This window comes from Microbacterium paraoxydans (assembly GCF_018224615.1).
Lineage (GTDB): Bacteria > Actinomycetota > Actinomycetes > Actinomycetales > Microbacteriaceae > Microbacterium > Microbacterium paraoxydans_B.
In genome coordinates, this window is the sequence record NZ_JAGTUK010000003.1 from 771389 (window position 1) to 792666 (window position 21278).

Annotated in this window: 21 protein-coding genes; 3 read left to right on the forward strand and 18 right to left on the reverse strand. The window is 69.0% G+C overall.

The genetic code is table 11. The annotated features are described in order from the left end of the window. Positions 1-6: 6 nt before the first annotated feature. On the forward strand, positions 7-1629 hold the full coding sequence (locus KE274_RS13925) for a Mur ligase family protein (protein WP_211544697.1): 1623 nt from the start codon (positions 7-9) through the stop codon (positions 1627-1629). Positions 1630-1682: 53 nt separating this feature from the next. Here the strand turns inward: KE274_RS13925 and dxr are convergent, their stop codons facing one another. Both dxr and KE274_RS13935 read right to left on the reverse strand, forming a co-directional pair. Further along, entirely contained in the window at positions 1683-2765 is a 1083-nt protein-coding gene (gene dxr, locus KE274_RS13930) for a 1-deoxy-D-xylulose-5-phosphate reductoisomerase (RefSeq protein ID WP_211544699.1), read from the reverse strand. Between the two features lie 37 nt (positions 2766-2802). Then, on the reverse strand, positions 2803-3765 hold the full coding sequence (locus tag KE274_RS13935) for an FKBP-type peptidyl-prolyl cis-trans isomerase (RefSeq protein WP_211544700.1): 963 nt from the start codon (positions 3763-3765) through the stop codon (positions 2803-2805). Positions 3766-3888: 123 nt separating this feature from the next. Between KE274_RS13935 and KE274_RS13940 the strand changes: the two genes are divergently transcribed. Beyond that, the gene (locus KE274_RS13940; RefSeq protein WP_211544701.1) at positions 3889-4668 is read left to right on the forward strand and encodes a lysophospholipid acyltransferase family protein; all 780 of its coding nucleotides are present in this window, start codon (positions 3889-3891) and stop codon (positions 4666-4668) included. Positions 4669-4750: 82 nt separating this feature from the next. Here KE274_RS13940 and KE274_RS13945 read toward each other — a convergent pair whose 3' ends face one another. Next, entirely contained in the window at positions 4751-5248 is a 498-nt protein-coding gene (locus KE274_RS13945) for an OsmC family protein (protein ID WP_211544704.1), read from the reverse strand. Positions 5249-5333: 85 nt separating this feature from the next. Here KE274_RS13945 and KE274_RS13950 point away from each other — a divergent pair, with 85 nt between their 5' ends. Then, positions 5334-6329: an asparaginase gene (locus KE274_RS13950; RefSeq protein WP_211544707.1), complete on the forward strand. Its 996-nt coding sequence runs from the start codon at positions 5334-5336 to the stop codon at positions 6327-6329. Between the two features lie 11 nt (positions 6330-6340). Here KE274_RS13950 and KE274_RS13955 read toward each other — a convergent pair whose 3' ends face one another. The 15 genes from KE274_RS13955 to KE274_RS14025 all read right to left on the reverse strand — a co-directional run bounded on the left by KE274_RS13955 (position 6341) and on the right by KE274_RS14025 (position 21259). Continuing rightward, the gene (locus tag KE274_RS13955; RefSeq protein WP_211544709.1) at positions 6341-8911 is read right to left on the reverse strand and encodes an FtsK/SpoIIIE domain-containing protein; all 2571 of its coding nucleotides are present in this window, start codon (positions 8909-8911) and stop codon (positions 6341-6343) included. 231 nt (positions 8912-9142) lie between these two features. Then, complete coding sequence (locus KE274_RS13960) at positions 9143-9940, reverse strand: PP2C family protein-serine/threonine phosphatase (protein WP_211544710.1); 798 nt, start codon at positions 9938-9940, stop codon at positions 9143-9145. A gap of 235 nt (positions 9941-10175) precedes the next feature. Further along, positions 10176-10979: a DUF5684 domain-containing protein gene (locus KE274_RS13965; protein ID WP_211544711.1), complete on the reverse strand. Its 804-nt coding sequence runs from the start codon at positions 10977-10979 to the stop codon at positions 10176-10178. Between the two features lie 108 nt (positions 10980-11087). Beyond that, a complete protein-coding gene (locus KE274_RS13970; protein WP_211544712.1) occupies positions 11088-11831 on the reverse strand; it encodes a YaaA family protein in 744 nt (247 codons plus the stop codon). A 73-nt stretch (positions 11832-11904) separates the two neighbouring features. Then, positions 11905-12165 carry a F0F1 ATP synthase subunit epsilon gene (locus tag KE274_RS13975; RefSeq protein ID WP_136029295.1) on the reverse strand — a complete coding sequence of 87 codons (261 nt, stop codon included), beginning with the start codon at positions 12163-12165 and terminating at the stop codon, positions 11905-11907. A gap of 2 nt (positions 12166-12167) precedes the next feature. After that, the gene (gene atpD / locus KE274_RS13980) at positions 12168-13622 is read right to left on the reverse strand and encodes a F0F1 ATP synthase subunit beta (RefSeq protein ID WP_211544713.1); all 1455 of its coding nucleotides are present in this window, start codon (positions 13620-13622) and stop codon (positions 12168-12170) included. A gap of 26 nt (positions 13623-13648) precedes the next feature. Further along, positions 13649-14545: a F0F1 ATP synthase subunit gamma gene (locus tag KE274_RS13985; protein WP_211544714.1), complete on the reverse strand. Its 897-nt coding sequence runs from the start codon at positions 14543-14545 to the stop codon at positions 13649-13651. Between the two features lie 19 nt (positions 14546-14564). After that, positions 14565-16205 (reverse strand): F0F1 ATP synthase subunit alpha, encoded by a 1641-nt coding sequence (gene atpA, locus KE274_RS13990; protein ID WP_211544715.1) that lies wholly within the window; start codon positions 16203-16205, stop codon positions 14565-14567. Positions 16206-16252: 47 nt separating this feature from the next. After that, on the reverse strand, positions 16253-17044 hold the full coding sequence (locus KE274_RS13995; RefSeq protein ID WP_211544717.1) for a F0F1 ATP synthase subunit delta: 792 nt from the start codon (positions 17042-17044) through the stop codon (positions 16253-16255). Next, a complete protein-coding gene (locus KE274_RS14000; RefSeq protein ID WP_211544720.1) occupies positions 17044-17601 on the reverse strand; it encodes a F0F1 ATP synthase subunit B in 558 nt (185 codons plus the stop codon). The genes KE274_RS13995 and KE274_RS14000 overlap by 1 nt, the downstream gene beginning before the upstream one ends. 27 nt (positions 17602-17628) lie before the next feature. Next, on the reverse strand, positions 17629-17868 hold the full coding sequence (gene atpE, locus KE274_RS14005) for an ATP synthase F0 subunit C (protein ID WP_101846290.1): 240 nt from the start codon (positions 17866-17868) through the stop codon (positions 17629-17631). Positions 17869-17911: 43 nt separating this feature from the next. Then, positions 17912-18700: a F0F1 ATP synthase subunit A gene (atpB, locus tag KE274_RS14010; protein WP_211544986.1), complete on the reverse strand. Its 789-nt coding sequence runs from the start codon at positions 18698-18700 to the stop codon at positions 17912-17914. 143 nt (positions 18701-18843) lie between these two features. Further along, the gene (locus KE274_RS14015; protein ID WP_211544722.1) at positions 18844-19362 is read right to left on the reverse strand and encodes a hypothetical protein; all 519 of its coding nucleotides are present in this window, start codon (positions 19360-19362) and stop codon (positions 18844-18846) included. Then, a complete protein-coding gene (locus KE274_RS14020) occupies positions 19359-20531 on the reverse strand; it encodes an MraY family glycosyltransferase (protein ID WP_211544723.1) in 1173 nt (390 codons plus the stop codon). Before KE274_RS14020 ends, KE274_RS14015 begins: the two co-directional genes overlap by 4 nt. After that, positions 20528-21259: an L-threonylcarbamoyladenylate synthase gene (locus KE274_RS14025; protein ID WP_211544731.1), complete on the reverse strand. Its 732-nt coding sequence runs from the start codon at positions 21257-21259 to the stop codon at positions 20528-20530. The genes KE274_RS14020 and KE274_RS14025 overlap by 4 nt, the downstream gene beginning before the upstream one ends. Positions 21260-21278 lie beyond the last annotated feature (19 nt).

Sequence of the window (21278 nt, forward strand, 5' to 3'; positions counted from 1 at the left end):
GGCGACATGTCGATTGAACAACAACCGAGCCTGCCCCCCGTGCTCCGCCCCGCGAACCCGCCCCGGCGCGAGCTGTCCGAACTGGCCTCCCGATTCGCCGCATCCGTACGCGGCGATGCCGATGGCGTCTTCCTCAGCGGTATCACCCTTGCCACCGCCGACCTCCGCCCCGGCGAGGCCTTCGTCGCGATCCAGGGGGTGAACCGCCACGGAGCCGACTTCGCCGTGACGGCCGCCGAGAAGGGCGCGGTCGCGGTCATCACCGACGAGCGCGGCGCCGAGATCGCGGCCGATGCCGGCCTCCCCGTCCTCGTGGTGGACGACCCGCGGGCCGTGCTCGGCGACCTGAGCGCCTGGGTCTACGGCACGGGTGCCGACGATCCTCTGCCGCTGCTGTTCGCCACCACCGGCACGAACGGCAAGACGAGCGTGTCGCACCTCCTGGAGGGCATCCTCGAGCAGATGGGCGTCGTCACGGGGCTGTCGTCGACCGCCGAGCGCCACATCGCCGGTGAGGTGATCGTGTCGCGGCTCACCACACCCGAGGCCTCCGAGATGCACGCACTCCTCGCCCTCATGCGCGAGCGGGACGTCGAGGCGGTCGCGGTCGAGGTGAGCGCCCAGGCCCTCTCGCGGCACCGCGTCGACGGCCTCCGGTTCGACGTCGCCGGTTTCACCAACCTCAGCCATGACCACCTCGACGACTACGCCGACATGGAGGAGTACTTCGAAGCGAAGCTCCCCCTGTTCCGGCCCGACCGCGCGGCGCGCAGCGTGGTGTGCCTCGACTCCGCGTCCGGTCCGCTCGTCGTCGAGCGCGCCGAGATCCCCGTCGTCACGGTCGGCACCCCGTCCATCGCCGCCGACGCCGCCGCAGCCGCGCAGGCGGACTGGGTGGTGGTCATCGACGACGAGCGTGCCGCGGGCACGACGTTCACGATGACCGGCCCCGCCGGAACCCTCACGACGACGGTCCCGGTGATCGGCCCGCACATGGCAGCGAACGCGGCCCTGGCGATCGTGATGCTGCTCGAGGGCGGCTACGCGTGGGAGCGGATCACCGAGGCCCTCACGCGCGACGGTGTCATCCGCGCGTATCTCCCCGGACGTACGCAGCTGGTCTCCGGCGACCGCGGGCCGGCGGTGTTCGTAGACTTCGGGCACTCCCCTGACGCCTTCGAGAAGACCCTCGCCGCCGTGCGCCGGGTCACACCGGGCAGGGTGCTGATGCTGTTCGGCGCCGATGGCGACCGCGACGCCAGCAAGCGCTTCGACATGGCGCGCACGGCCGTGGAGGGCAGCGACATCCTCGTGGTGACCGATCACCACCCGCGGTTCGAGGATCCCGCGTCCATCCGCGCGACGCTGGTCGAGGGCGCTCGTCGTGCACGACCGGACGCCGAGATCCACGAGTACTCCCCACCCGAGGCCGCGATCGTCGCGGCGGTCGGGCTGGTGGGCGAAGGCGACGCCATCCTGTGGGCCGGTCCCGGGCACCAGGACTATCGCGACATCCGCGGCGTCCGCACCCCCTACTCGGCCCGCGAACTGTCCCGGCGCGCGCTGAAGGCCGCCGGCTGGCCGGTTCCGGAGTCGCGCTGGCCCGTGCCCTACCCGGACGAGGACTGACCGTCGGGGTGGTGCGGCGCTGTCGTTGCACCACCCGGCGGACGGCCCGGGGCTCAGTGCGCGGCGATCAGCCGATCGGCCGTGCGCCGAGCCCAGTCCTCGGCCTCGGCGAGCGTCTCCACCGTGAGCGCCTCCGGGGCCTCGTGCGCGTCGACGACTGCGGCGACCGTGTCGACGATGCCGAGGAACGACAGGCGCCCCTCGTGGAACGCGTCGACGGCCTGCTCGTTCGCGGCGTTGTACACCGCGGGGAAGGTGCCCCCCGCACGTCCGACCGCCTTCGCGAGAGCCACGGACGGGAACGCCTCGCCGTCGAGCGGCTCGAACGTCCACGAGCTCGCGGCGGTCCAGTCGAGCGGGCGACCCACGCCTCCGATGCGGTGCGGCCAGTCGAGACCGAGCGAGATCGGCAGGCGCATGTCCGGCGGCGAGGCCTGAGCGATCGTGGACCCGTCGATGAACTCGACCATCGAGTGCACGATCGACTGCGGGTGGACGACCACCTCGATGTCGTCGTAGGGCACGTCGAACAGCAGATGTGCCTCGATGACCTCGAGCCCCTTGTTGACGAGCGTGGCGGAGTTCGTGGTCACCGTCCTGCCCATGTTCCAGGTCGGGTGTGCGAGAGCCTGGTCCGGCGTGACCTCGGTGAGCTCCGCGCGTGAGCGCCCGCGGAAGGGCCCGCCCGAAGCGGTCACGACCAGGCGCCGGACCTCGTCATGAGTGCCGGAGCGGAGCGCCTGCGCGAGGGCGGAGTGCTCCGAGTCGACGGGGACGATCTGATCGGGGGCGGCAGCGGCCAACACCAGGTCGCCGCCCACGATGAGCGACTCCTTGTTCGCGAGGGCGAGCGTGCGGCCCGCCTGGAGCGCCGCGAGCGTGGACCCGAGACCGATCGACCCCGTGATCGCGTTGAGGACCACATCGGCCTCGACATCTCGCACGAGCTGCTCGGCCTCGGCGGCCCCCAGGGCCGTGTCCTCCACCTGGAACTGCTCTGCCTGCGCGGTCAGCAGTTCCCGGTTGGACCCGGCGGCCAGGCCGACCAGTTCGAACCGTCGCGGGTTCGCACGGATCACGTCCAGCGCCTGGGTGCCGATGGAACCGGTGGAGCCGAGGACGATGACGCGACGCATGACGCCAGCCTAGGACACGGCCGCCGTCACCTCCGCGCTACTGCTGCGCCTGGACCGGGGTGGTGGCGAGGATGTCGATCACGAACACGAGGCTCTCCTTCTGGAGCTCATTGCCCTCGCTCGCACCGTAACCATCGGACGGGGGCATCACGACGAGCACCTGCGACCCGACCTTCTGCCCTTCGAGCGCCTTCTGGAAACCGGCGACGACGCCCGTCGTCTGGAACTGCGCCGGGGCGGCATCGCGACTCCAGCTGGAGTCGAACTCCTTGCCGTCGGACCACTTCACGCCCAGGTACTGCACGACCACCAGGTCACCGGAGGCCACCGTGGCACCGTCACCCTGCTTGAGCACGGCAACCTTCGTCTCGGTCGGCGCATCGCCGTCGGGGATCGTGATGCTGGGCTTGCCCTTGTCGTCGAGCTTGACCGTCGGCATGCCGGGCGTCGGGTCGACCGGCGTTCCGGTGGCGACCTCGGGCAGTTGCTCGACGGCCTCTGCGTACACGACCTTGTTCGTTCCGCCGTCACCGAACACCTTGCCGGGAAGCGCGAGAACAACCTGCGACCCGATCGGCTGACACTCGAGCGCGGCGATGAACAGCGACGCACTGTTCTGATCGAGAAGGACAGGAGTTTCGCCGCTCTCACTCCGTGCCGACGAGTCGATCACCTCACCGGTTGAAGCCTCGACGATCTGGTACTTCACCCCGACCAGGTCATTCGCGACAACCTCTTCACCACTGCCTTTGGAAATCACGGTTCGCTCCACGTCTGCGAACGCCGCATCCGCCGGCACCTTGATGACGGCTTCGAGTCCCTCTCCCTGCACCTCAACGGAATTGGAGGTCTTGCCCGGCTGCGCGTCCAGCAAACACCCGCTCGAGGCGGACGGGTCGGGGGTGCCCGAGCTCTCCGGCGAACCGCTGCCGGAGCACCCGGCCAGCAGCAGGGTCGCCGCGGCGACGGTGGACAGGACGATGAGCGGACGCTTGCGCACAGTGAGACCTCGGGATCGCGGGCGGGACACTCCATCCTGCCCCATCGCCCTTTGCCCGCGCTGGGAGGTATGGCGAGAGTCTTCATTCCCGCCTCGGCATGGGGCCGGGAGTATTCTGCTCTGATGACCTCTGAGCAGTCCGTCGAACCCGAACCCGCCTCAGAGGACACCCCGAAGCCCCGCCATGCCGGCTTCACGTACGCGCTCGGCCGCAGCCTGATCGCCCCGCTCGCCCGCATGATCTACCGTCCCCGGATCGAGGGGCGCGAGAACGTCCCCACCACGGGGCCGGTCATCTTCGCGAGCAACCATCTGTCGTTCATCGACTCGATCGCCATCCCCGTCGCCGCACCGCGCCCCGTGCACTTCCTCGCGAAGTCGAGCTACTTCGAGGGATCGGGGTTCAGTGGCCGACTCACCAAGACCTTCTTCGAGGCGATCGGTGCGATCCCGGTGCGCCGCGGCGCGGGTCAGGCGGCGCTCGACGCTCTCGACCTGCAGCGACAGCTGCTCGAAGAGGGTCTCGCGGTAGCGCTGTACCCCGAGGGAACCCGCTCCACCGACGGCCGCCTCTACAAGGGCCGCACGGGCGTGGCCTTCCTCGCCCTGCAGACGGGCGCCCCGGTCGTGCCGGTCGGCCTCATCGGCACCGACAAGGTCATGCCGGTGGGGGCGAAGATGCCGACCCTGTCCGAGCGCGTGACCGTGCGGTTCGGCGAGCCGCTCGACCTCTCCCCTCACGGACCGGCGAGCAGCGGACGCGCGCGGCGACTCGCCACCGACGAGATCATGGCGGCGATCCACGCGCTGTCCGGGCAGGAGCTGGCCGGCACCTACAACGAAGCCCCGGCGCAGGGCACGATCGAGAAGATCAAGCAGGCGCTGCCGCACGAGCGTCGCTGAGCACCCGACGGGACGCACTCCTCTCCTCCCCGCGGCGCAGGCGACGCCGGGGCTCATCGTGGACGCGCAGCCGAGGCGGGGGTCAACCGAGCGAGGTGACCGTGGCCTCGTGGCGCACCGGGAAGTTCACTGAGTTCGCGATGAAGCACCACTCGTTCGCCTGGGCGTGTGCGCGCTCCGCCACCTCGATCATCGAGGGGTCCGCCACGACGACCTCGGGGTGCAGCGTCACTTCGACGAACGACCCCCCGCCGGCCCCGTTCTCGCGCATGAGGCCCCGCGCGCTGTCGCGGTAGGAGACCACGACGACGCCGGCGGTGACACAGGCGTGCAGGTACGACAGCAGGTGACACTCGGACAGCGAGGCCAGCAGCAGGTCCTCCGGATTCCAGCGGGAGGGGTCGCCCCGGAACGGCTTGTCGGAGGACGCGAGCAGAGCGGGCTTGCCCTCGATCTCGATCGTGACGTCGCGGCGGTAGTCACGGTACCCACTGGTGCCGGTGCCGGAGTTGCCCGTCCACGTGGTGGTGAGGGCGTAGTGGTGGTCACCGAGGGAACGCGCTGCGGAGTGCTCTGCCATGGCCTCAGTCTGCCAGGCGCCTCCGACGTCGCGACGCTCCGCCGTCGGCCCGAGGGGACCGGGCCTGCGGCACTAGGCTGATGGGGTGCTGGAGACACTCACCGTTCAGGATTCCGTCGAGCTCGCTGTCGTGGAACGGAGCGGCTTCATCGAGTCACGCCACGCCGGAGCCGCGGTGGTGCTGTCGCCCGACGGAGAGGTGATCGCGCGACACGGCAACACCGACGCCCTCATCCTTCCGCGGTCGAGCCTGAAGCCGCTGCAGGCCGTGGCGTGCATCACCGCCGGTGCCCCTCTGGAGGGCGAGCAGCTCGCCCTTTCGACAGCGAGTCACACGGGGACGGACCGGCACGCCGCGGTGGTGCGCGACATCCTCACGGCCGGCGGTCTCACGGAGGACGATCTGGCCTGCCCGCCCGCGTGGCCCAGCGACTCCGCAACCCGCGACGAGCTCGTGAGAGAGCACGGCCAGGAGGCGCGCGTGCGCATGAACTGCTCCGGCAAGCACGCTGCGATGCTGCGCGCCTGCGTTGCGACCGGCTGGCCCACCGCCGGCTACCTCGACCCCGCGCACCCCCTTCAAGCGCACATCCGCGACGTGGTCGAGCGCCTGACCGGCGAGAAGATCGCCCACACCTCGATCGACGGGTGCGGCGCGCCGGTGCACGCGATCACCCTCACGGGACTCGCCCGCGGAATCCATCGCATCGGCACCGCGTCCGACCGCTCCCCCTTCGCGCTTCATCGCGTGGCCGGTTCCCTCGTACGTGCCGTGCGCGAGAACCCGTGGACCGTCGAAGGCCCCGGGCGCCCGGACACCATCGCGACCGAGCGCCTCGGCGTCTTCACGAAGGGCGGTGCGGAGGGCGTCATGGTCATGGTCGCCCCGAACGGAACGACGACAGCGCTGAAGATGCTCGATGGAGCTGCGCGCGCCTCGACCATCGTCGCGGCGACTCTCCTCGCGCGGGCGGGCGCTCTGAGCGACACCGATGTGGCCGGTCTCGCCGAGGCACTCCCCCTCGACGTGCTGGGCGGGGGCGCGCGGGTGGGCACGGTTCGCCCCGGCGCGGGCATCTGACCCTCCCGCCTTCACCGCCCGCCCATCCCAGGCAGAACGACCCGGCGCGGGGCCCGGTCACCCACGACCGACCAGGCGCGTCCGCGGTGCGGTCTGGCGAACGGCGGGAGGTCGCGGACGCCCACGAGCTGCCGCAGGTCGGACGGCCGCTCCGCGCGCACGAGCACCTCGCCCTCGGCGCGGATCTCCTGCCACAGAGACCACTGCCGCTGCCAGGTGTCCGCATCCGCGACGAGGACGCATGGGTCGGCCGTCCGCACCTCGGAGCCGACCGCTCGCACGTCCCACTCCGGTCGCGCTGCCCGCAGAGCCTGCACCGTCTCCACCGCACCCGCCGTGACCAGTGCGGCGACCCTCCGCACGGGCGCCCACTCCTCGACCGCAACGGCGCGAGGCCGCTCCGGCCCCTCGTCCACCCAGGCGAACTGCACCTCGCGCCCGTCCAGCACAGCGCGACCGGGCGGCCGCTGGCCGTGGAAGCTTGACATGTCACCGCCCGCCGCGAGGTGCTCGACCCTCGACGCCGAACGCAGCAGGGCACGCCGCGGAAGGCTGTCGAGCACCCGTCCCAGCGGACCCGACGCGCGTACGGCCGTCAGCACCCAGGTCGTCGACGGTGACAGCCGCAGCGCCTGCTCCCACCGCTGCGCGAACTCCTGCGCGTAGTCGACGGGAAGTTCCGCGTGCAGCGCGTCGATGTCATCGCACAGCACGAGCTCGGGGATGCGCGCCTCTCCGCTCACCCATGCCGCAAGAAGGTCGAACGCGTGCTCCGGATCGGATGGAAACAGCAGAGCGTCGGGTCGCTGCGTCGCCAGCGTGCGGACGACCGTGGAGCGTCCGCTTCCCGGCGCCCCCAGCACGGTGAGCCCGCGTTCGCGTCCCGGTCGCAGAAGCTCCCGCGGCTGGCTCTGGCGCTCCGGCTCGTCGGCCAGGCCGACCACGACTGCGCTTTCACCGCTCCCGTGCGCCCCGTTGGTCTGCAACCAGAGGTCAACAAGATCGACACGTCGCGGCAGCGGCGGCAGCCACGGGCTACCCGCCGGCGCGGCGTCGGCCCAACGCGCCGCGACCCGGCGGAGGTCGCTGTGTCCTGTCAGTGCCACTCGAAGCAGCGCCGGCTCCCTGTCCTGTGGGCGACGCACGAGCGCGCAGCCCCGCCCGTCGGATCCCCCGGGAAGTGCGGAAGCCGCCTCCGTGCCGAGTACGGCCCTGCTATCAGCGGCATCCGCGACCCGCAGGCTGATGCGCAACGGACAGTTGGCCGCCAAGGCGTCGCGGATCACTCCAGCTGCGCGTTGCGTCCCGAGGATCAGGTGCATCCCCAGAGCTCGTCCACGCGCGGCGATGTCGGTGAAGACGTCCCCCAGGTCGGGATGCTCGTGGAGCAGCGCGGCGAACTCGTCGACCACGATCACCAGTCGCGGGAGGGCGGCATCGGCCACGTCACGAGCACCGGCCCCGGCCAGGACTGCCTCCCGCCGGCGCATCTCTGCACGGAGACTCGAGACGCCCCGATGGGCATCACCATCGTCGAGGTCCGTGATGACAGCGCCGACCTGCGGGAGGTCGCGAAGCGGTTCGAAGGCGGTACCGCCCTTGAAGTCGGCCAGCAGGAACGTCACACGGTCGGGCCCGTAGACGGCGGCCATCGACGTGATCCACGTGACCAGCAACTCGCTCTTACCCGTGCCGGTCATGCCCGTGACGATCGCGTGCGGGCCGTCCGCGACCAGGTCGACGACGACATCATCGCCCCGCGAATCGCGGCCGATCGCTGTGGAGAGCCCGTCGCCCACTTCGAGCGCCGTCAGCTCCGCCGTCGCCACAGCGAGCGGCAGCTCGCCGTCGTTGTCGTCCGGCCGAGCCGTCGCCGACGAGATCGCTTCCGCCTGCGCGCGCGAGACGCACTCGACCGCGATGTGGGAGACGCCCTCCGGTGTCCGCAACGACGCGGCCGCCGGTTCGATGACGTCGATCACGGTCGTGATGCCTTCTGGTACCTCGGCGGTCGAGTCGAGTGTCCAGATCACCGCGTCAGCGTCGACTGCCGGCCGTCTGCCCGTTCCCCATCCCACTCGGAAAGAACCGGGCCGCCGTCGTGCGTGCGGCATCGTGAAAAGGCCGGACTCAGCAAGCTCCGCGCCGACAAGCGTCAGGTGATTCGGACCGAAGCGCTGGCAGAGCTGCACGACGAGGGCACGAGCCACGGCATCGGCGATCGGCCCGGGTCCGCGCACGCACACGCCCCGCCCGAGCGGCACCACCACCGGTGCATCATCGAGCTCGGCACACCGCGCGCGGAACGCCTCCGCGCGCTCGCCCTCGCCGCCCGTGCACAGGACGGCACTGCGGCGAGCACCGCGTCCGACGGTGATCTCGGTGAGCGCATCCAGCGGGCGCGCCCCACGAAGCGGTGGTTCGACGATGCAGGCGACGGCGTCCGGACAGCGCGCGTCGAGCTGCGCACGCTCCTCGGCGTGCCGACGTTCGAGCGCCTCCTCGAGCGTGCGCCACTCGGACTCAGTCCTGGCTCTCTCGCGGCGCCGATCCTGATTTCGAATCCTGGCAGCGTCAGCCACAGAAGCGAGCATCAGGAGTGGACCGAGTGCCGCGAACCACAGGGTCTGCACCGAACCTGTGGTGACCCACAGCGCGACCCCCATCCCGATCGGGACGATCCCCGCGAGGTAAGGAATGGAGGTCCGGCGAGGAGGCGCAGGGGGCGCGGGAATGACGAGAGGAGAGGAATCCATGCGCCCAGTTCATCGGACCTCGATGCGGGACGCCCGCTCTCCACAACAGGCGAGCGACTACTCGGCGGTGTCGTCCTCTGGGGAGGAGAGCTCGGCGGGATCGCTGACCTGCAGCACGATGAGCGTGACGTTGTCGCGGCCGCCATTGTCGAGAGCCGCTGTGAGCATCGCGTCGACGCACGCCGCAGGGTCGGCGTTCTCTCGCAAGAAGTGCTGGATCCCGTAATCGGTCAGTTCCTTGGTGAGGCCATCGGAGCAGATCACGAATCGGTCGCCGGCACGAACATCGATCGTGACGTAGTCCGGTGCGGTGAGCTCACTGGCTCCGACAGCGCGCGTGATGACGTTGCTATACGGGTGCCCCTCGGCCTCTTCCGGACTCAGCTTTCCGGCTGCGATCAGCTCCTGGACCACCGAGTGATCCGTGGTGACCTGGACGAGCCGATCGTCACGGAGAAGGTAGACGCGAGAATCACCGATGTTGAGCGCCACCCACTGCGGCTCTCCCGCGCGATCGTCGAGGTACACGCCCGTGAGTGTGGTCCCGGTGCCCTCGTCGGTCGTCTCCGGGTGCTCGGCGATGTCGTCGACGGCGCGTGCGAGGGCCTCTTCGATCGTGTGGTGCGAGATGTCACCCGCGGTCACGGCCGCCTGGAGCCGCGACACGGTGCTGCGACTCGCGATCTCGCCGCCCGCGTGGCCGCCCATACCGTCGGCGACGATGAACAGGGGGAACTCGGCCAGGAAGGCGTCCTGGTTGGTCTCACGGCGACGGCCCTGATCCGTCACGCCCGCCCAGGAGAGCAGCAACGGGCGTCCCGCAACCGTGACGGTATGCGTCTTCGTCTCAGCCACGTGCTGCCTCCGATGGACCTGCGGCAGGAAGGGCGGTCGCAGGATACTCACACATCGTAGTGGAACTCGGTCCCCTCGCTTGCACCGGAGTCCGTCGACGGGCAGAGCGGAACAGAGGCGCCGACCAGGCGCTGCGGGGAGACCATGCCCTCCACGTTAGCGGGCTCACCCCCGTCAGGGACACCGTCCACAGCACGAAACCCCCGACGAGGCGCCGGGGGTTTCGTGCTGACGGTCACGCAGGGGGCTGCGTGGGATCGTTCGGGGTCGTCGGAGGAGCGGGCGGCGCGGCCGGCGGAGCCGTCGGCGGTGCCGGCGGCGTCGCGGGCGGAGCTGCCGGAGGAGCCGGAGGCGTGCTGGGCTGCACGGGAGCGCCGGGCCCCGGGGCGGCGGACGGCGCGGCCGGAGGCGCGTAGCCCGGTGCCGGCGGGGCAGTGAATCCAGGCTGCGGCGGGGCGTAGCCCTGGGGCTGCTGGCCGTACCCCTGCGGCGCGCCATACCCCTGCGGGGCCGCGGCCGCGGCGGGCTGCACCGGAACGCCGTCCCACACCGTGCGGTCGCCGAGGAACCCGTTGCCTGCCCACGACGCGGGCTGGATGTTCGGGTTCCACCGCGACTTGTCGAACGCGTTGATTCCGAGCCAGACGGGCGGGAGGAAGAAGTACAGGATGACCCAGACCGCATCCTTCTGCAGCTTGAGTCCGACACGCCACGCGGCGATCAGGTCGAGGACGCGACCGGCGATACCGACGAGCGGCAGGATCAGGAACCACCCGAGGAACGGGATGATCGCCCCGACCACGCCAGCACCGATCAGGTAGAGCACGAGCCACGGGCTGAGGTCACCGAGCTTGTAGAAGATCATGGTGTTGTAGACCGGTACCCACGCACGCCACTTCCCCTGGACGCCGGCCTTCTCGAAGACCTTCATGTAGAACCAGGCGTAGATCGCGTACACGATGAGCGGAAGGATCGTGTACAGCAGCGTCAGGGCGACGAGTGCGCCGCCTGAGATGCCGTAATCGTAGTAATCGTCCAAGGTTCCCCTCCAGAATGCTGATGTTCTCGGGTGATGCGATGCTCACACTAGCGTGTCCGCGCTGCGGCGTGCAGGCCCCGCGCGGACGCCGCGTCACACGGCCCCGGCTCACTCCGAGACGACGAGCTCCAGCTCCCCTGTAGACGCAGCCCGAAGAACGACGTTCCGTCCCTCGGCCCAGCGGCGCAGGGACGCCACAGAGCCGATGCGTGGTCGATCCTCGGCGAGGGCACGCACCAGCAAACCCTTGGACTTCTTGTTGAAGTGGTTCAACGCCCTCCCCTCCTCGGTGACCACCCGCACGTAGGCCGAGGGCACCGACGCGGGCACAGGACCCAATCCCACATACGCCTCACTGCGCAGATCCAGCACGAACGACGGCGCCTCCTCAGCGATCGCCGCGGAGGTCACGTCCGCCCAGTGCCGCCGCAGCGGAGGAACCCCGGGCAGCGACGTGCTCGCGGCGAGGCGGTAGGTGGGGATCGGGTCGAGCGCGCCGACCGGGCCGAGCGGAGCACTGTGGATCCACACGTGCGCCCCCAGCCACCGGCGCGACGCCGCCGACAGTGAGGCGCCATCGAGGGCGTCGAACAGCACCCCGGTGTAACGGTCGATCGCCGGCATGGTCGGGGCCGTGCGCAGCTGCCGGTTGTGCGCGATGTCCTCGAGCTGACGGGCGCTCAGTTTCAGCACGCGTCGGGCGGCCTCCTCGTCTGCCGACAGCTGGATCAGCGCCTCGACGACCTGCGCACGGTGCTCGACGAGTGCCGGCAGCGCCAGCCCGGAGAGGTTCAACGGCGCGCCCGCACCGCCGGGGCGCTTCGTCTCGGACGGGGGAAGCAGGATCTTCATGGCACCTCGTAACGCAGAGACGCGTCCGCCCCGACACCCGTGGGTGCCGAGGCGGACGCGATGTTCAGGACTGTCAGGCGATGAGAGCCGCGTTGCCCGCCACGATCGTCAGGACATCGCCCTCCATGGAGAGGAATCCGTCCTGCGCGTTCGCGAGCACCTTGGCGCCATCCGTCTGGGTGATCCGGACCTGGCCCTCGGCGAGGATGGCCAGCACCGGCTCGTGACCGGACATGAAGCCGATCTCGCCCTCGACGGTCTTGGCGACCACCAGGCTCGCCTCTCCCGTCCAGACCTCCGCATCCGCGGAGACGAGGCTGACGTTGAGCGCCATGATCAGGCGTTCTCCTTCTGGATCTGCGCCCAGCGCTCCTCGACGTCGGAGATGCCACCGACGTTGAAGAAGGCCTGCTCGGCGACGTGGTCGAAGTCACCGCGCGTGATGGCGTCGAACGACTCGATGGTCTCCTTGAGCGGAACCGTCGAACCCTCGACACCCGTGAACTTCTTCGCCATGTAGGTGTTCTGCGAGAGGAACTGCTGGATACGACGCGCACGCGACACGACGATCTTGTCTTCCTCGGAGAGCTCGTCGACACCGAGGATCGCGATGATCTCCTGCAGCTCCTTGTTCTTCTGGAGGATCTGCTTGACCGTGGTGGCCACGCGGTAGTGGTCCTCGCCCAGGTAGCGGGGGTCCATGATGCGCGACGTCGAGGTCAGCGGGTCGATGGCCGGGTACAGACCCTTCGATGCGATCTCACGCGAGAGCTCGGTCGTCGCGTCGAGGTGCGCGAAGGTCGTGGCCGGAGCCGGGTCGGTGTAGTCGTCGGCCGGCACGTAGATCGCCTGCAGCGAGGTGATCGAGTGACCGCGCGTCGAGGTGATGCGCTCCTGGAGGAGACCCATCTCATCGGCGAGGTTCGGCTGGTAACCCACGGCGGAGGGCATGCGGCCCAGCAGCGTGGACACCTCGGAACCGGCCTGCGTGAAGCGGAAGATGTTGTCGATGAAGAGCAGCACGTCCTGCTTCTGCACGTCACGGAAGTACTCCGCCATCGTCAGAGCCGACAGCGCGACGCGCAGACGCGTCCCCGGCGGCTCGTCCATCTGGCCGAAGACGAGCGCGGTCTTGTCGAAGACGCCCGCCTCTTCCATCTCGTGGATGAGGTCGTTGCCCTCACGCGTACGCTCACCGACACCGGCGAACACGGACACACCACCGTGGTCCTGCGCGACGCGCTGGATCATCTCCTGGATGAGGACGGTCTTGCCGACACCGGCGCCACCGAACAGACCGATCTTTCCACCCTGCACGTACGGGGTGAGGAGGTCGATCGACTTGATGCCCGTCTCGAACATCGTGGTCTTCGACTCGAGCTGGTCGAAGTTCGGAGCCTTGCGGTGGATGGGCCAGCGCTCCGTGACCTCGAGCGTCTCACCGGGCTCGCCGTTGAGGACCTCGCCGATCACATTGAAGACCTTGCCCTTGGTGATGTCGCCGACCGGGACCGAGATGGCCTCACCGGTGTCGCGCACCTCCTGACCGCGGACGATGCCGTCGGTCGGCTTGAGGGCGATGGCACGAACCAGGTCGTCACCGAGGTGCTGTGCGACCTCGAGAGTGATCTCGGTCGACTCCTCGCCGATGACGATCGTGGTCTTCAGCGCGTTGTAGATGTCGGGGATCGAGTCGTGCGGGAACTCGATGTCGACAACCGGACCGTTGACGCGGGCGACGCGCCCGACGACCGCGGTCGCCGGCTGCTCAGCCGTGGCAGTGGTGGTCATTTCTTCGTCTCTTTCCTGAGGGTCTGTCAGCTCGATGCGAGAGCGTCGGCGCCACCGACGATCTCGGCGATCTGCTGGGTGATCTCGGCCTGACGCGCGTTGTTGCGCAGGCGGGTGTAGTCGGTGATGAGCTTGTCGGCGTTGTCGCTGGCGGACTTCATCGCCTTCTGCGTGGCAGCCTGCTTGGCGGCAGACGACTGCAGGAGGGCGTTGAAGACGCGGCTCTGGATGTACACCGGCAGGATCGCGTCGAGCACCGTCTCGGCGTCGGGCTCGAACTCGTACAGCGGGTAGACGGTGTTACCCGCTTCCGAGTCGTCGGCCTCCGCGATCTCCAACGGAAGCAGACGTACGGACTCCGGCGTCTGCGTCATCATGCTGACGAAGCGGTTGTACACGAGGTGGATCTCATCGACCCCGCCGTCTTCGCCCCCACGGTTGAAGGCCTCGAGAAGCGTCTGCGAGATCTCCTCCGCGGTGTGGAAGGACGGGGTGTCGGTGTCCCCGGTCCACTCCGCGGCCGCCTCGATGCGACGGAACTGGAAGTAGCCCACCGCCTTGCGACCGATGAGGTAGAACACCGGCTCCTTGCCCTGCTCGCGCAGCAGCTCCGCCACCTCGAGACCCTCACGGAGGATCTGCGAGTTGAAGGCACCGGCGAGACCGCGGTCCGACGAGAAGATCACGACCGCGGAGCGGCGGATGTTCTCGGGCTCACGGGTGAGCGGGTGGTCGACGTTCGAGTGCGTCGCGACGGCCGACACGGCCCTCGTCACGGCCCGCGCGAAGGGGGTGGACGCCTTGACGCGTGCCATCGCCTTCTGGATGCGCGAAGCCGCGATGAGTTCCATCGCCTTCGTGATCTTCTTGGTCGTCTGAGCAGAAGAGATCTTCTGCTTGTAGACCCTGAGTTGAGCGCCCATGAATCAGTACCTCACGCGATTACGCGCGACGACCCTTGACGATCTTCTCCTGGTTGACGTCCTCGGCCTCGGCCGCAGCGTGCTCCTCGTGGCCAGGGGCGCCGATGGCGTGACCCTTGCCGCCCTGGAACTCCAGGAGGAAGTTGTCGGTCTGCGTGTTCAGCTCGGCGACCGTGTCGTCGTCCAGAACGTTCGTCTCGCGCAGCGTGTCGAGCACCTTCGTGTTGCGACGCAGGTAGTCGAGCAGCTCACGCTCGAAGCGCAGCACGTCCTCGACCTCGATCGTGTCGAGCTTGCCGTTCGTGCCGGCCCAGATCGAGACGACCTGCTCCTCCACGGGGTACGGCGAGTACTGCGGCTGCTTGAGCAGCTCGGTCAGGCGGGCACCGCGAGACAGCTGACGGCGCGAGGCCGCGTCGAGGTCGGAGGCGAACATCGCGAACGCCTCGAGCGAGCGGTACTGCGCCAGCTCGAGCTTCAACGTTCCCGAGACCTTCTTGATCGACTTGACCTGGGCGTCACCACCGACACGCGAGACCGAGATACCCACGTCGACCGCCGGACGCTGGTTGGCGTTGAAGAGGTCGGACTGGAGGAAGATCTGGCCGTCGGTGATCGAGATCACGTTGGTCGGGATGTACGCCGAGACGTCGTTGGCCTTGGTCTCGATGATCGGCAGACCCGTCATCGAACCCGCACCGAGCTCGTCGGACAGCTTCGCGCACCGCTCGAGCAGACGCGAGTGCAGGTAGAAGACGTCGCCCGGGTAAGCCTCACGGCCCGGCGGGCGGCGGAGCAGCAGCGACACGGCGCGGTAGGCCTCGGCCTGCTTCGACAGGTCGTCGAAGATGATCAGGACGTGCTTGCCGCCGTACATCCAGTGCTGGCCGATGGCCGAGCCGGTGTACGGAGCCAGGTACTTGAAGCCGGCGGGGTCGGATGCGGGAGCGGCCACGATCGTGGTGTACTCCAGCGCACCGGCCTCCTCGAGCGCGCCCTTGACCGAGGCGATGGTCGAGCCCTTCTGGCCGATCGCGACGTAGATGCAGCGGACCTGCTTGTTGACGTCGCCCGACTCCCAGTTGGCCTTCTGGTTGATGATCGTGTCGATCGCAATGGCCGTCTTACCGGTCTGGCGGTCGCCGATGATGAGCTGACGCTGACCACGGCCGACCGGGATCATGGCATCGATGGCCTTGATGCCCGTCTGCATCGGCTCGTGCACCGACTTGCGCTGCATGACGCCGGGCGCCTGCAGCTCCAGCTCGCGCACACCCTCGGTGGCGATCGCGCCGAGGCCGTCGATCGGGTTGCCGAGCGGGTCGACCACGCGGCCGAGGTAGCCGTCGCCGACGGGGACGGAGAGGACCTCACCCGTGCGGGTGACTTCCTGCCCGGCCTCGATGCCGGTGAAGTCGCCGAGGACGACCACGCCGATCTCGTGCTCGTCGAGGTTCAGGGCCAGGCCCTTCGTGCCGTCCGCGAACGTGACGAGCTCGTTCGCCATGACGCCCGGGAGACCCTCGACGTGCGCGATGCCGTCGGCGGCGTCGATGACGGTGCCGACCTCGGTCGCGGCGGCGCCGGTGGGCTCGTATGCGGCGGCGAAGTCCTTCAGCGCGTCACGGATGACGTCGGGGCTGATCGATAGTTCTGCCATTGTCTTCCCTTTGTATCTGGGTGCGCGGTTCCCCGCGCGAAGTCGTGTTAGCCCGCGAGCTTCTGGCGAAGGTCGGCGAGTCGTGCGGAGATGCTGCCGTCGATGACGTCATCGGCGATCTGCACGCGCAGACCTCCGACGACAGCGGGATCGATGACGACGTTGAGCGAGACCTCGCCGTCGTAGCGACGCGAGAGCGCGTCGCTCAGACGGGTGCGCTGTGCATCGCTGAGCGGGGTTGCGGTGTAGACCGTGGCCACGACGAGACCGCGCTGGGCGGACACGAAGCTGATGGCCCTGCTCAGGAGCTGGCGGACACGCCGCTCGCGCGGGCGGCGCACGAGGGACGAGACGATCAGCGTGGTGGCCGCACCGGCGGAGGAACCCGCGAGAAGGCGCTCGACGAGCTCCCCCTTCGCGTCCTCTCCCCCGAGGCGGCTGCCCAGAGCGAGTTCCAGCTCCGGGTTCGCGGCGACGATCCGGGCGAAGCCGAAGAGCTCACCCTCGATGTCGACACCGGGCTCGGCGATCGCGGCGGACCGGATCGCGAGCTCCTCGATGCCGTCGACGAGCTCGTCGGCGTTCGACCAGCGCTGCCCCACGGCTGCGCTCAGAACGCTCTGAGACGCGGCCGAGAGCCCGCCGAACACCGCGGAGACGACGTTCTGTCGCGACTCCACGGACGCCGACGGGTCGGCGAGCGCGCCGCTCAGCTGAGACGAATCGCCCACGGTGCGCGCGGCGACGAACAGCTCCCGCGCGGTGTCGAGGGTGACGTCCTTCGCTGCGGCAAGCGCCTGAGTGGATGCCGCGAGTGCCTGAGCGGTCGCGCTGCCCATTACTGAGCCGCCTTCTCGGATGCTTCGAGATCGGCGAGGAAGCGGTCGACCACTGCGGACGCGCGGGCGTCGTCGGAGAGCGTCTCGCCGACCACGCCACCGGCGAGGTCGAGAGCGAGCGAACCGACCTCGCTGCGCAGCGAGACGAGAGCCGTCTGGCGCTCGGCCTCGATCTGCGTGTGCGCGGTGGCGGTGATCCGCGCGGCCTCGCTGGCCGCGGTCTCCTTCGCCTCGGCGATGATCTTCTTGCCGTCCTCACGGGCGGCCTCGCGGATCTCCCCGGCCTCGGTGCGCGCCTCGGCGAGCTGCCGGGTGTACTCCTCGAGGGCGGCCTCCGCCTGCTTCTGCGCCTCATCGGCCTTGGCGATGTTGCCCTCGATGGCGGCGGACCGCTCGTCGAGCATCTTCGTCAGACGGGGAAGGGCGACCTTCCACACCACGACGAGGATGATGATGAACCAGAAGCCCGACCAGATGATGTCGTACCACGCGGGGATCAGCGGGTTGTTCGCCGCCTCACCCTCAGCCGCGAGGTTCGTGACAAGAGCGTTCAGCATCCTGTCTCCTTCAGAAGTCGGTGGGAATTACGCGGGGAAGGGGATGAATCCGACGGCGATGCCGACGAACGCAAGCGCCTCGGTGAAGGCGATACCGATCCACATGAGGACCTGCAGGCGACCGGCCAGCTCGGGCTGACGGGCGACGCCCTCGATGGTCTTGCCGACGACGATGCCCACACCGATGGCCGGGCCGATGGCCGCGAGGCCGTAGCCGACCGCCGCGAGGTGGCCGTTGATTTCAGCGAGAACCGTAGTTGCGTCCACGGGTTTTTCCTTTCGTTGGGTGGGAGGGCTGTTGCCCGCCCGCTCAGTGCTCTTCTGCGACCGCGAGCTGGATGTAGACCGCGGTGAGGACGGTGAAGACGTAGGCCTGCAGGACGGCCACCAGGATCTCGAAGAGAGTGAAGGCGCCGCCGAAGGCGAGGGTTCCGATACCGAGGGCAGCCCAGCCGCCGCCCGCGGTGAAGAAGAAGAACTGGGTGGCTGCGAAGCACAGCACCAGGATCATGTGGCCGACGACCAGGTTCATCAGCAGTCGCAGGGTGAGGGTCACCGGGCGGATGATGAACGTCGAGATGAGCTCGATCGGCGTGACGATGAAGTAGACCGGCCACGGCACGCCCGACGGGAAGAGCGCGTTCTTGAAGAAGTTCTTCGGGCTCTTCTTGATACCGGCGTAGATGAAGGTGACGTAGCTGACCAGAGCGAGTGTGAGCGGCACGGCGATGATCGCGGTGCCCGGCATGTTCAGGAACGGGATGATGCCCGTGATGTTCATGAACAGCACCATGAAGAAGATCGTGGTGAGGATCGGCAGGAACCGATCGCCGTCCTTGCGGCCGAGCAGGTCGTGCGCGATGCCGCCGCGGACGAAGCCGAGGCCCATCTCGACCAGGCTCTGGAACCGCCCCGGCACGACCTTCATGCGGCGCGTGCCCAGCCAGAGGATCAGGACCACGGCGATCACCGAGAGCAGCTGGATCAGGTGGATCCGGTTCACCGGGATGGGACCGACGTGGAAGAGGATCTCCGGGAAGAACTCATCGATCGAAGGGCCGTGGAACTCGCCGTCCGAGGACGCGAGTCGGGGGGTCAGGGTCGCAGCAAGATTAAACAGCGCGGGCTCCAGCTTCGGGGCACCGGTCAGAACCGGGGCGACGATGGTCGGTGTGCTTCAAGCGCAAGCGCTCGCGGGCGAGCGGCGGGCACTCCTCAACCCTATCAGAATCCAAGGGTGCCCTAAGACCGCGGGGCGTCGTCCGCGGGACCCGCGGAACCGCCGTTCGCGGCGCCGGGAGCACGGTCCTCGGGCACCTCGGTCGGGAGGGTGGTATCGCTCACGCTCGGCAGACGCATCTGGGTGAGCACGACCACGTCGATCACCAGCGACATCACCACACCGGCGACGATCGAGAGGAAGAACACCATCGGGTCGAGCCACGGCTGTCCCGACAGCAGGATCATCACCAGCACGAACACACCCAGCTTGAGCAGCCAGCCGCCCAGCACGATCGCGAAGAACAACTGGACGTACAGCGGATCGCCGTACCAGCGGTTCGCCACCAAGATGCTGATGCCCGTGATGGCGAGGAAGAGCGCCGCGAGCAGCACGCCGAGCAGGCCGCTGATCAGCCCCTCCCCCTGGGCCACCGCGAAGCCGATGCCGCCGGCGACCAGCGCCAGCACGACGGTCGCCACCGCCGACCACATCAGGGTGCGACGCAGGATCGGGGTGCTGGAAACGGGACTCGGGCTCATCGGGGCTCCACGGGGGTCGGGTCGGGTTCAGCGGCCGCCGGCGTCTTGCGGCGGCGGGAAGGACTGAGGGTGATCACGAGGCAGGCGGCGATGCCCACCACGCCGAAGCCGACACCAGGGAGGTACTGGCCCGGCCAGTCCTCCCGCGCACCGACGTACATGAGCAGGACGGCGAGCGAGATCACGGCCGTCCACGCGTAGAAGATGAGCACGGCGTCGCGGTCGCGGTGACCGAGGTCGAGCATCCGATGGTGCAGATGCTTGCGGTCGGGCGAGAACGGCGAGCGGCCGGCGCTCATCCGGCGCAGCACCGCGAGCCCGAAGTCGAGCAGTGGCAGCAGGACCACCAGCAGCGGCAGCAGGATCGGCAGGAAGGCACCCACCAGCTGCGAGCGACCGAGGCGGTCGGGCTCCAGCGCCGACGGGTCCATCTGGCCCGTGATCGCGATCGCGGAGGTCGCCATGAGCAGTCCCAGCACCAGAGCGCCGGAGTCGCCCATGAACAGCTTGGCCGGGCTCCAGTTCAGGGGCAGGAAGCCCAGGCATGCGCCGATCAGCACGGCCGCGAGGAACGTGGAGAGGTTGAAGTAGCTGGACGCGCCGGAGTCGCGCGTGAAGATGTAGGAGTAGGCGAAGAACACGCCGTTCGAGATCAGGCACACGCCCGCGACCAGGCCGTCGAGGCCGTCGATGAAGTTCACCGCGTTCATCACGATCACGATCGCGAACATCGTGATGGTGATGCTCAGCCAGCTCGACACGACGATCAGGTCGCCGAAGGGCAACGACAGGATCTGCAGTCCCCCACCGACGGTGATGATCCCGGCCGCGAGGAACTGCGCGCCCAGCTTGATCATCCAGTCGAGGTCCCACAGGTCGTCCACCACGCCGATCACCGCGATCAGCAGGGACGCCGCAAGGATCGCCCACATGGTCTGCGGCGGGGTCCAGATGCTCTGGAAGAACGGATTTGCCGCCGACACCGCGAACGCGGCGACGATGCCGAGGAAGATCGCGACACCGCCCAGCCGCGGCGTAGGCGTGGTGTGCACGTCGCGCTCACGGATGCCGGGGTACAGCTTGAAGCGGAGGCTCAGCCGCCACACCGCCCACGTCAGCACGAAGGTGATCGCGGCGGTGACGATGATCGTGAAGAGATACTGCTTCACGAATCCCCGTCCTGCTGCGGCTCCGACGCCGGCTGCTCGGACTCCGGCTGCTCCTCGGGCTCCAGCAGGTCGCCGAGGACCTCGTGCAGCTGCTCGCGCGTCACCACGCCGTGCCGCAGGATCCGCACCACGCCCTCGCCGTCGTCCGCACCGCGACGCACGAGCGAGGTCGCGTCGACGATCGTGGAGGCGATGCCGTTCTTGCTCATGCCGTCGGCGAGGTAGACCGCCACGCTGTCGCCGAGCATCTTCTCCGCATCGAGCGCCGAGATCGCCGCATCGCGGCCCGTGAGGTTCGCGCTGGACACCGCGAGCGGGCCGGTCTCGGCCAGCAGCTCGAGCACCACGCGGCCCTCGGGCATGCGCACCGCGACGGTCCCCTGCGTCTCGCCCAGGTCCCACACGAGGGAGGGCTGCGCGGGAAGAACGATCGTGAGCCCGCCGGGCCAGAACGCGTCGACGAGGCGCTGGACGGGCTCCGGCACCGACTCGGCCAGGGCCGTCAGCGTCTCCTTGCTGCCGATCAGCACGGGGGGCGGCTGGTTGCGCCCGCGGCCCTTCGCATCGAGCAGACGCTGCACCGCGGTCGGCGAGAACGCGTCGGCGGCGACGCCGTAGACGGTGTCGGTGGGGATGACGATGAGGTCGCCGCGGCCGATCGCCTGGCGCGCATTGCGCATTCCGGCGAGCAGCTGCGCCTCGTCGCGGCAGTCGAAGATGGGGGACATGACGGCTCGATTCTATCCG

What these genes read in the sequence shown, in the direction of transcription:
- KE274_RS13925 (WP_211544697.1), top strand. Translation starts at nt 7, where the DNA reads ATGTCGATTGAACAACAACCGAGCCTGCCCCCCGTGCTCCGCCCCGCG.
- dxr (WP_211544699.1), bottom strand. Translation starts at nt 2,765, where the DNA reads ATGCGTCGCGTCATCGTCCTCGGCTCCACCGGTTCCATCGGCACCCAG.
- KE274_RS13940 (WP_211544701.1), top strand. Translation starts at nt 3,889, where the DNA reads ATGACCTCTGAGCAGTCCGTCGAACCCGAACCCGCCTCAGAGGACACC.
- KE274_RS13945 (WP_211544704.1), bottom strand. Translation starts at nt 5,248, where the DNA reads ATGGCAGAGCACTCCGCAGCGCGTTCCCTCGGTGACCACCACTACGCC.
- KE274_RS13970 (WP_211544712.1), bottom strand. Translation starts at nt 11,831, where the DNA reads ATGAAGATCCTGCTTCCCCCGTCCGAGACGAAGCGCCCCGGCGGTGCG.
- KE274_RS13975 (WP_136029295.1), bottom strand. Translation starts at nt 12,165, where the DNA reads ATGGCGCTCAACGTCAGCCTCGTCTCCGCGGATGCGGAGGTCTGGACG.
- atpD (WP_211544713.1), bottom strand. Translation starts at nt 13,622, where the DNA reads ATGACCACCACTGCCACGGCTGAGCAGCCGGCGACCGCGGTCGTCGGG.
- KE274_RS13985 (WP_211544714.1), bottom strand. Translation starts at nt 14,545, where the DNA reads ATGGGCGCTCAACTCAGGGTCTACAAGCAGAAGATCTCTTCTGCTCAG.
- atpA (WP_211544715.1), bottom strand. Translation starts at nt 16,205, where the DNA reads ATGGCAGAACTATCGATCAGCCCCGACGTCATCCGTGACGCGCTGAAG.
- KE274_RS13995 (WP_211544717.1), bottom strand. Translation starts at nt 17,044, where the DNA reads ATGGGCAGCGCGACCGCTCAGGCACTCGCGGCATCCACTCAGGCGCTT.
- KE274_RS14000 (WP_211544720.1), bottom strand. Translation starts at nt 17,601, where the DNA reads ATGCTGAACGCTCTTGTCACGAACCTCGCGGCTGAGGGTGAGGCGGCG.
- KE274_RS14015 (WP_211544722.1), bottom strand. Translation starts at nt 19,362, where the DNA reads ATGAGCCCGAGTCCCGTTTCCAGCACCCCGATCCTGCGTCGCACCCTG.
- KE274_RS14025 (WP_211544731.1), bottom strand. Translation starts at nt 21,259, where the DNA reads ATGTCCCCCATCTTCGACTGCCGCGACGAGGCGCAGCTGCTCGCCGGA.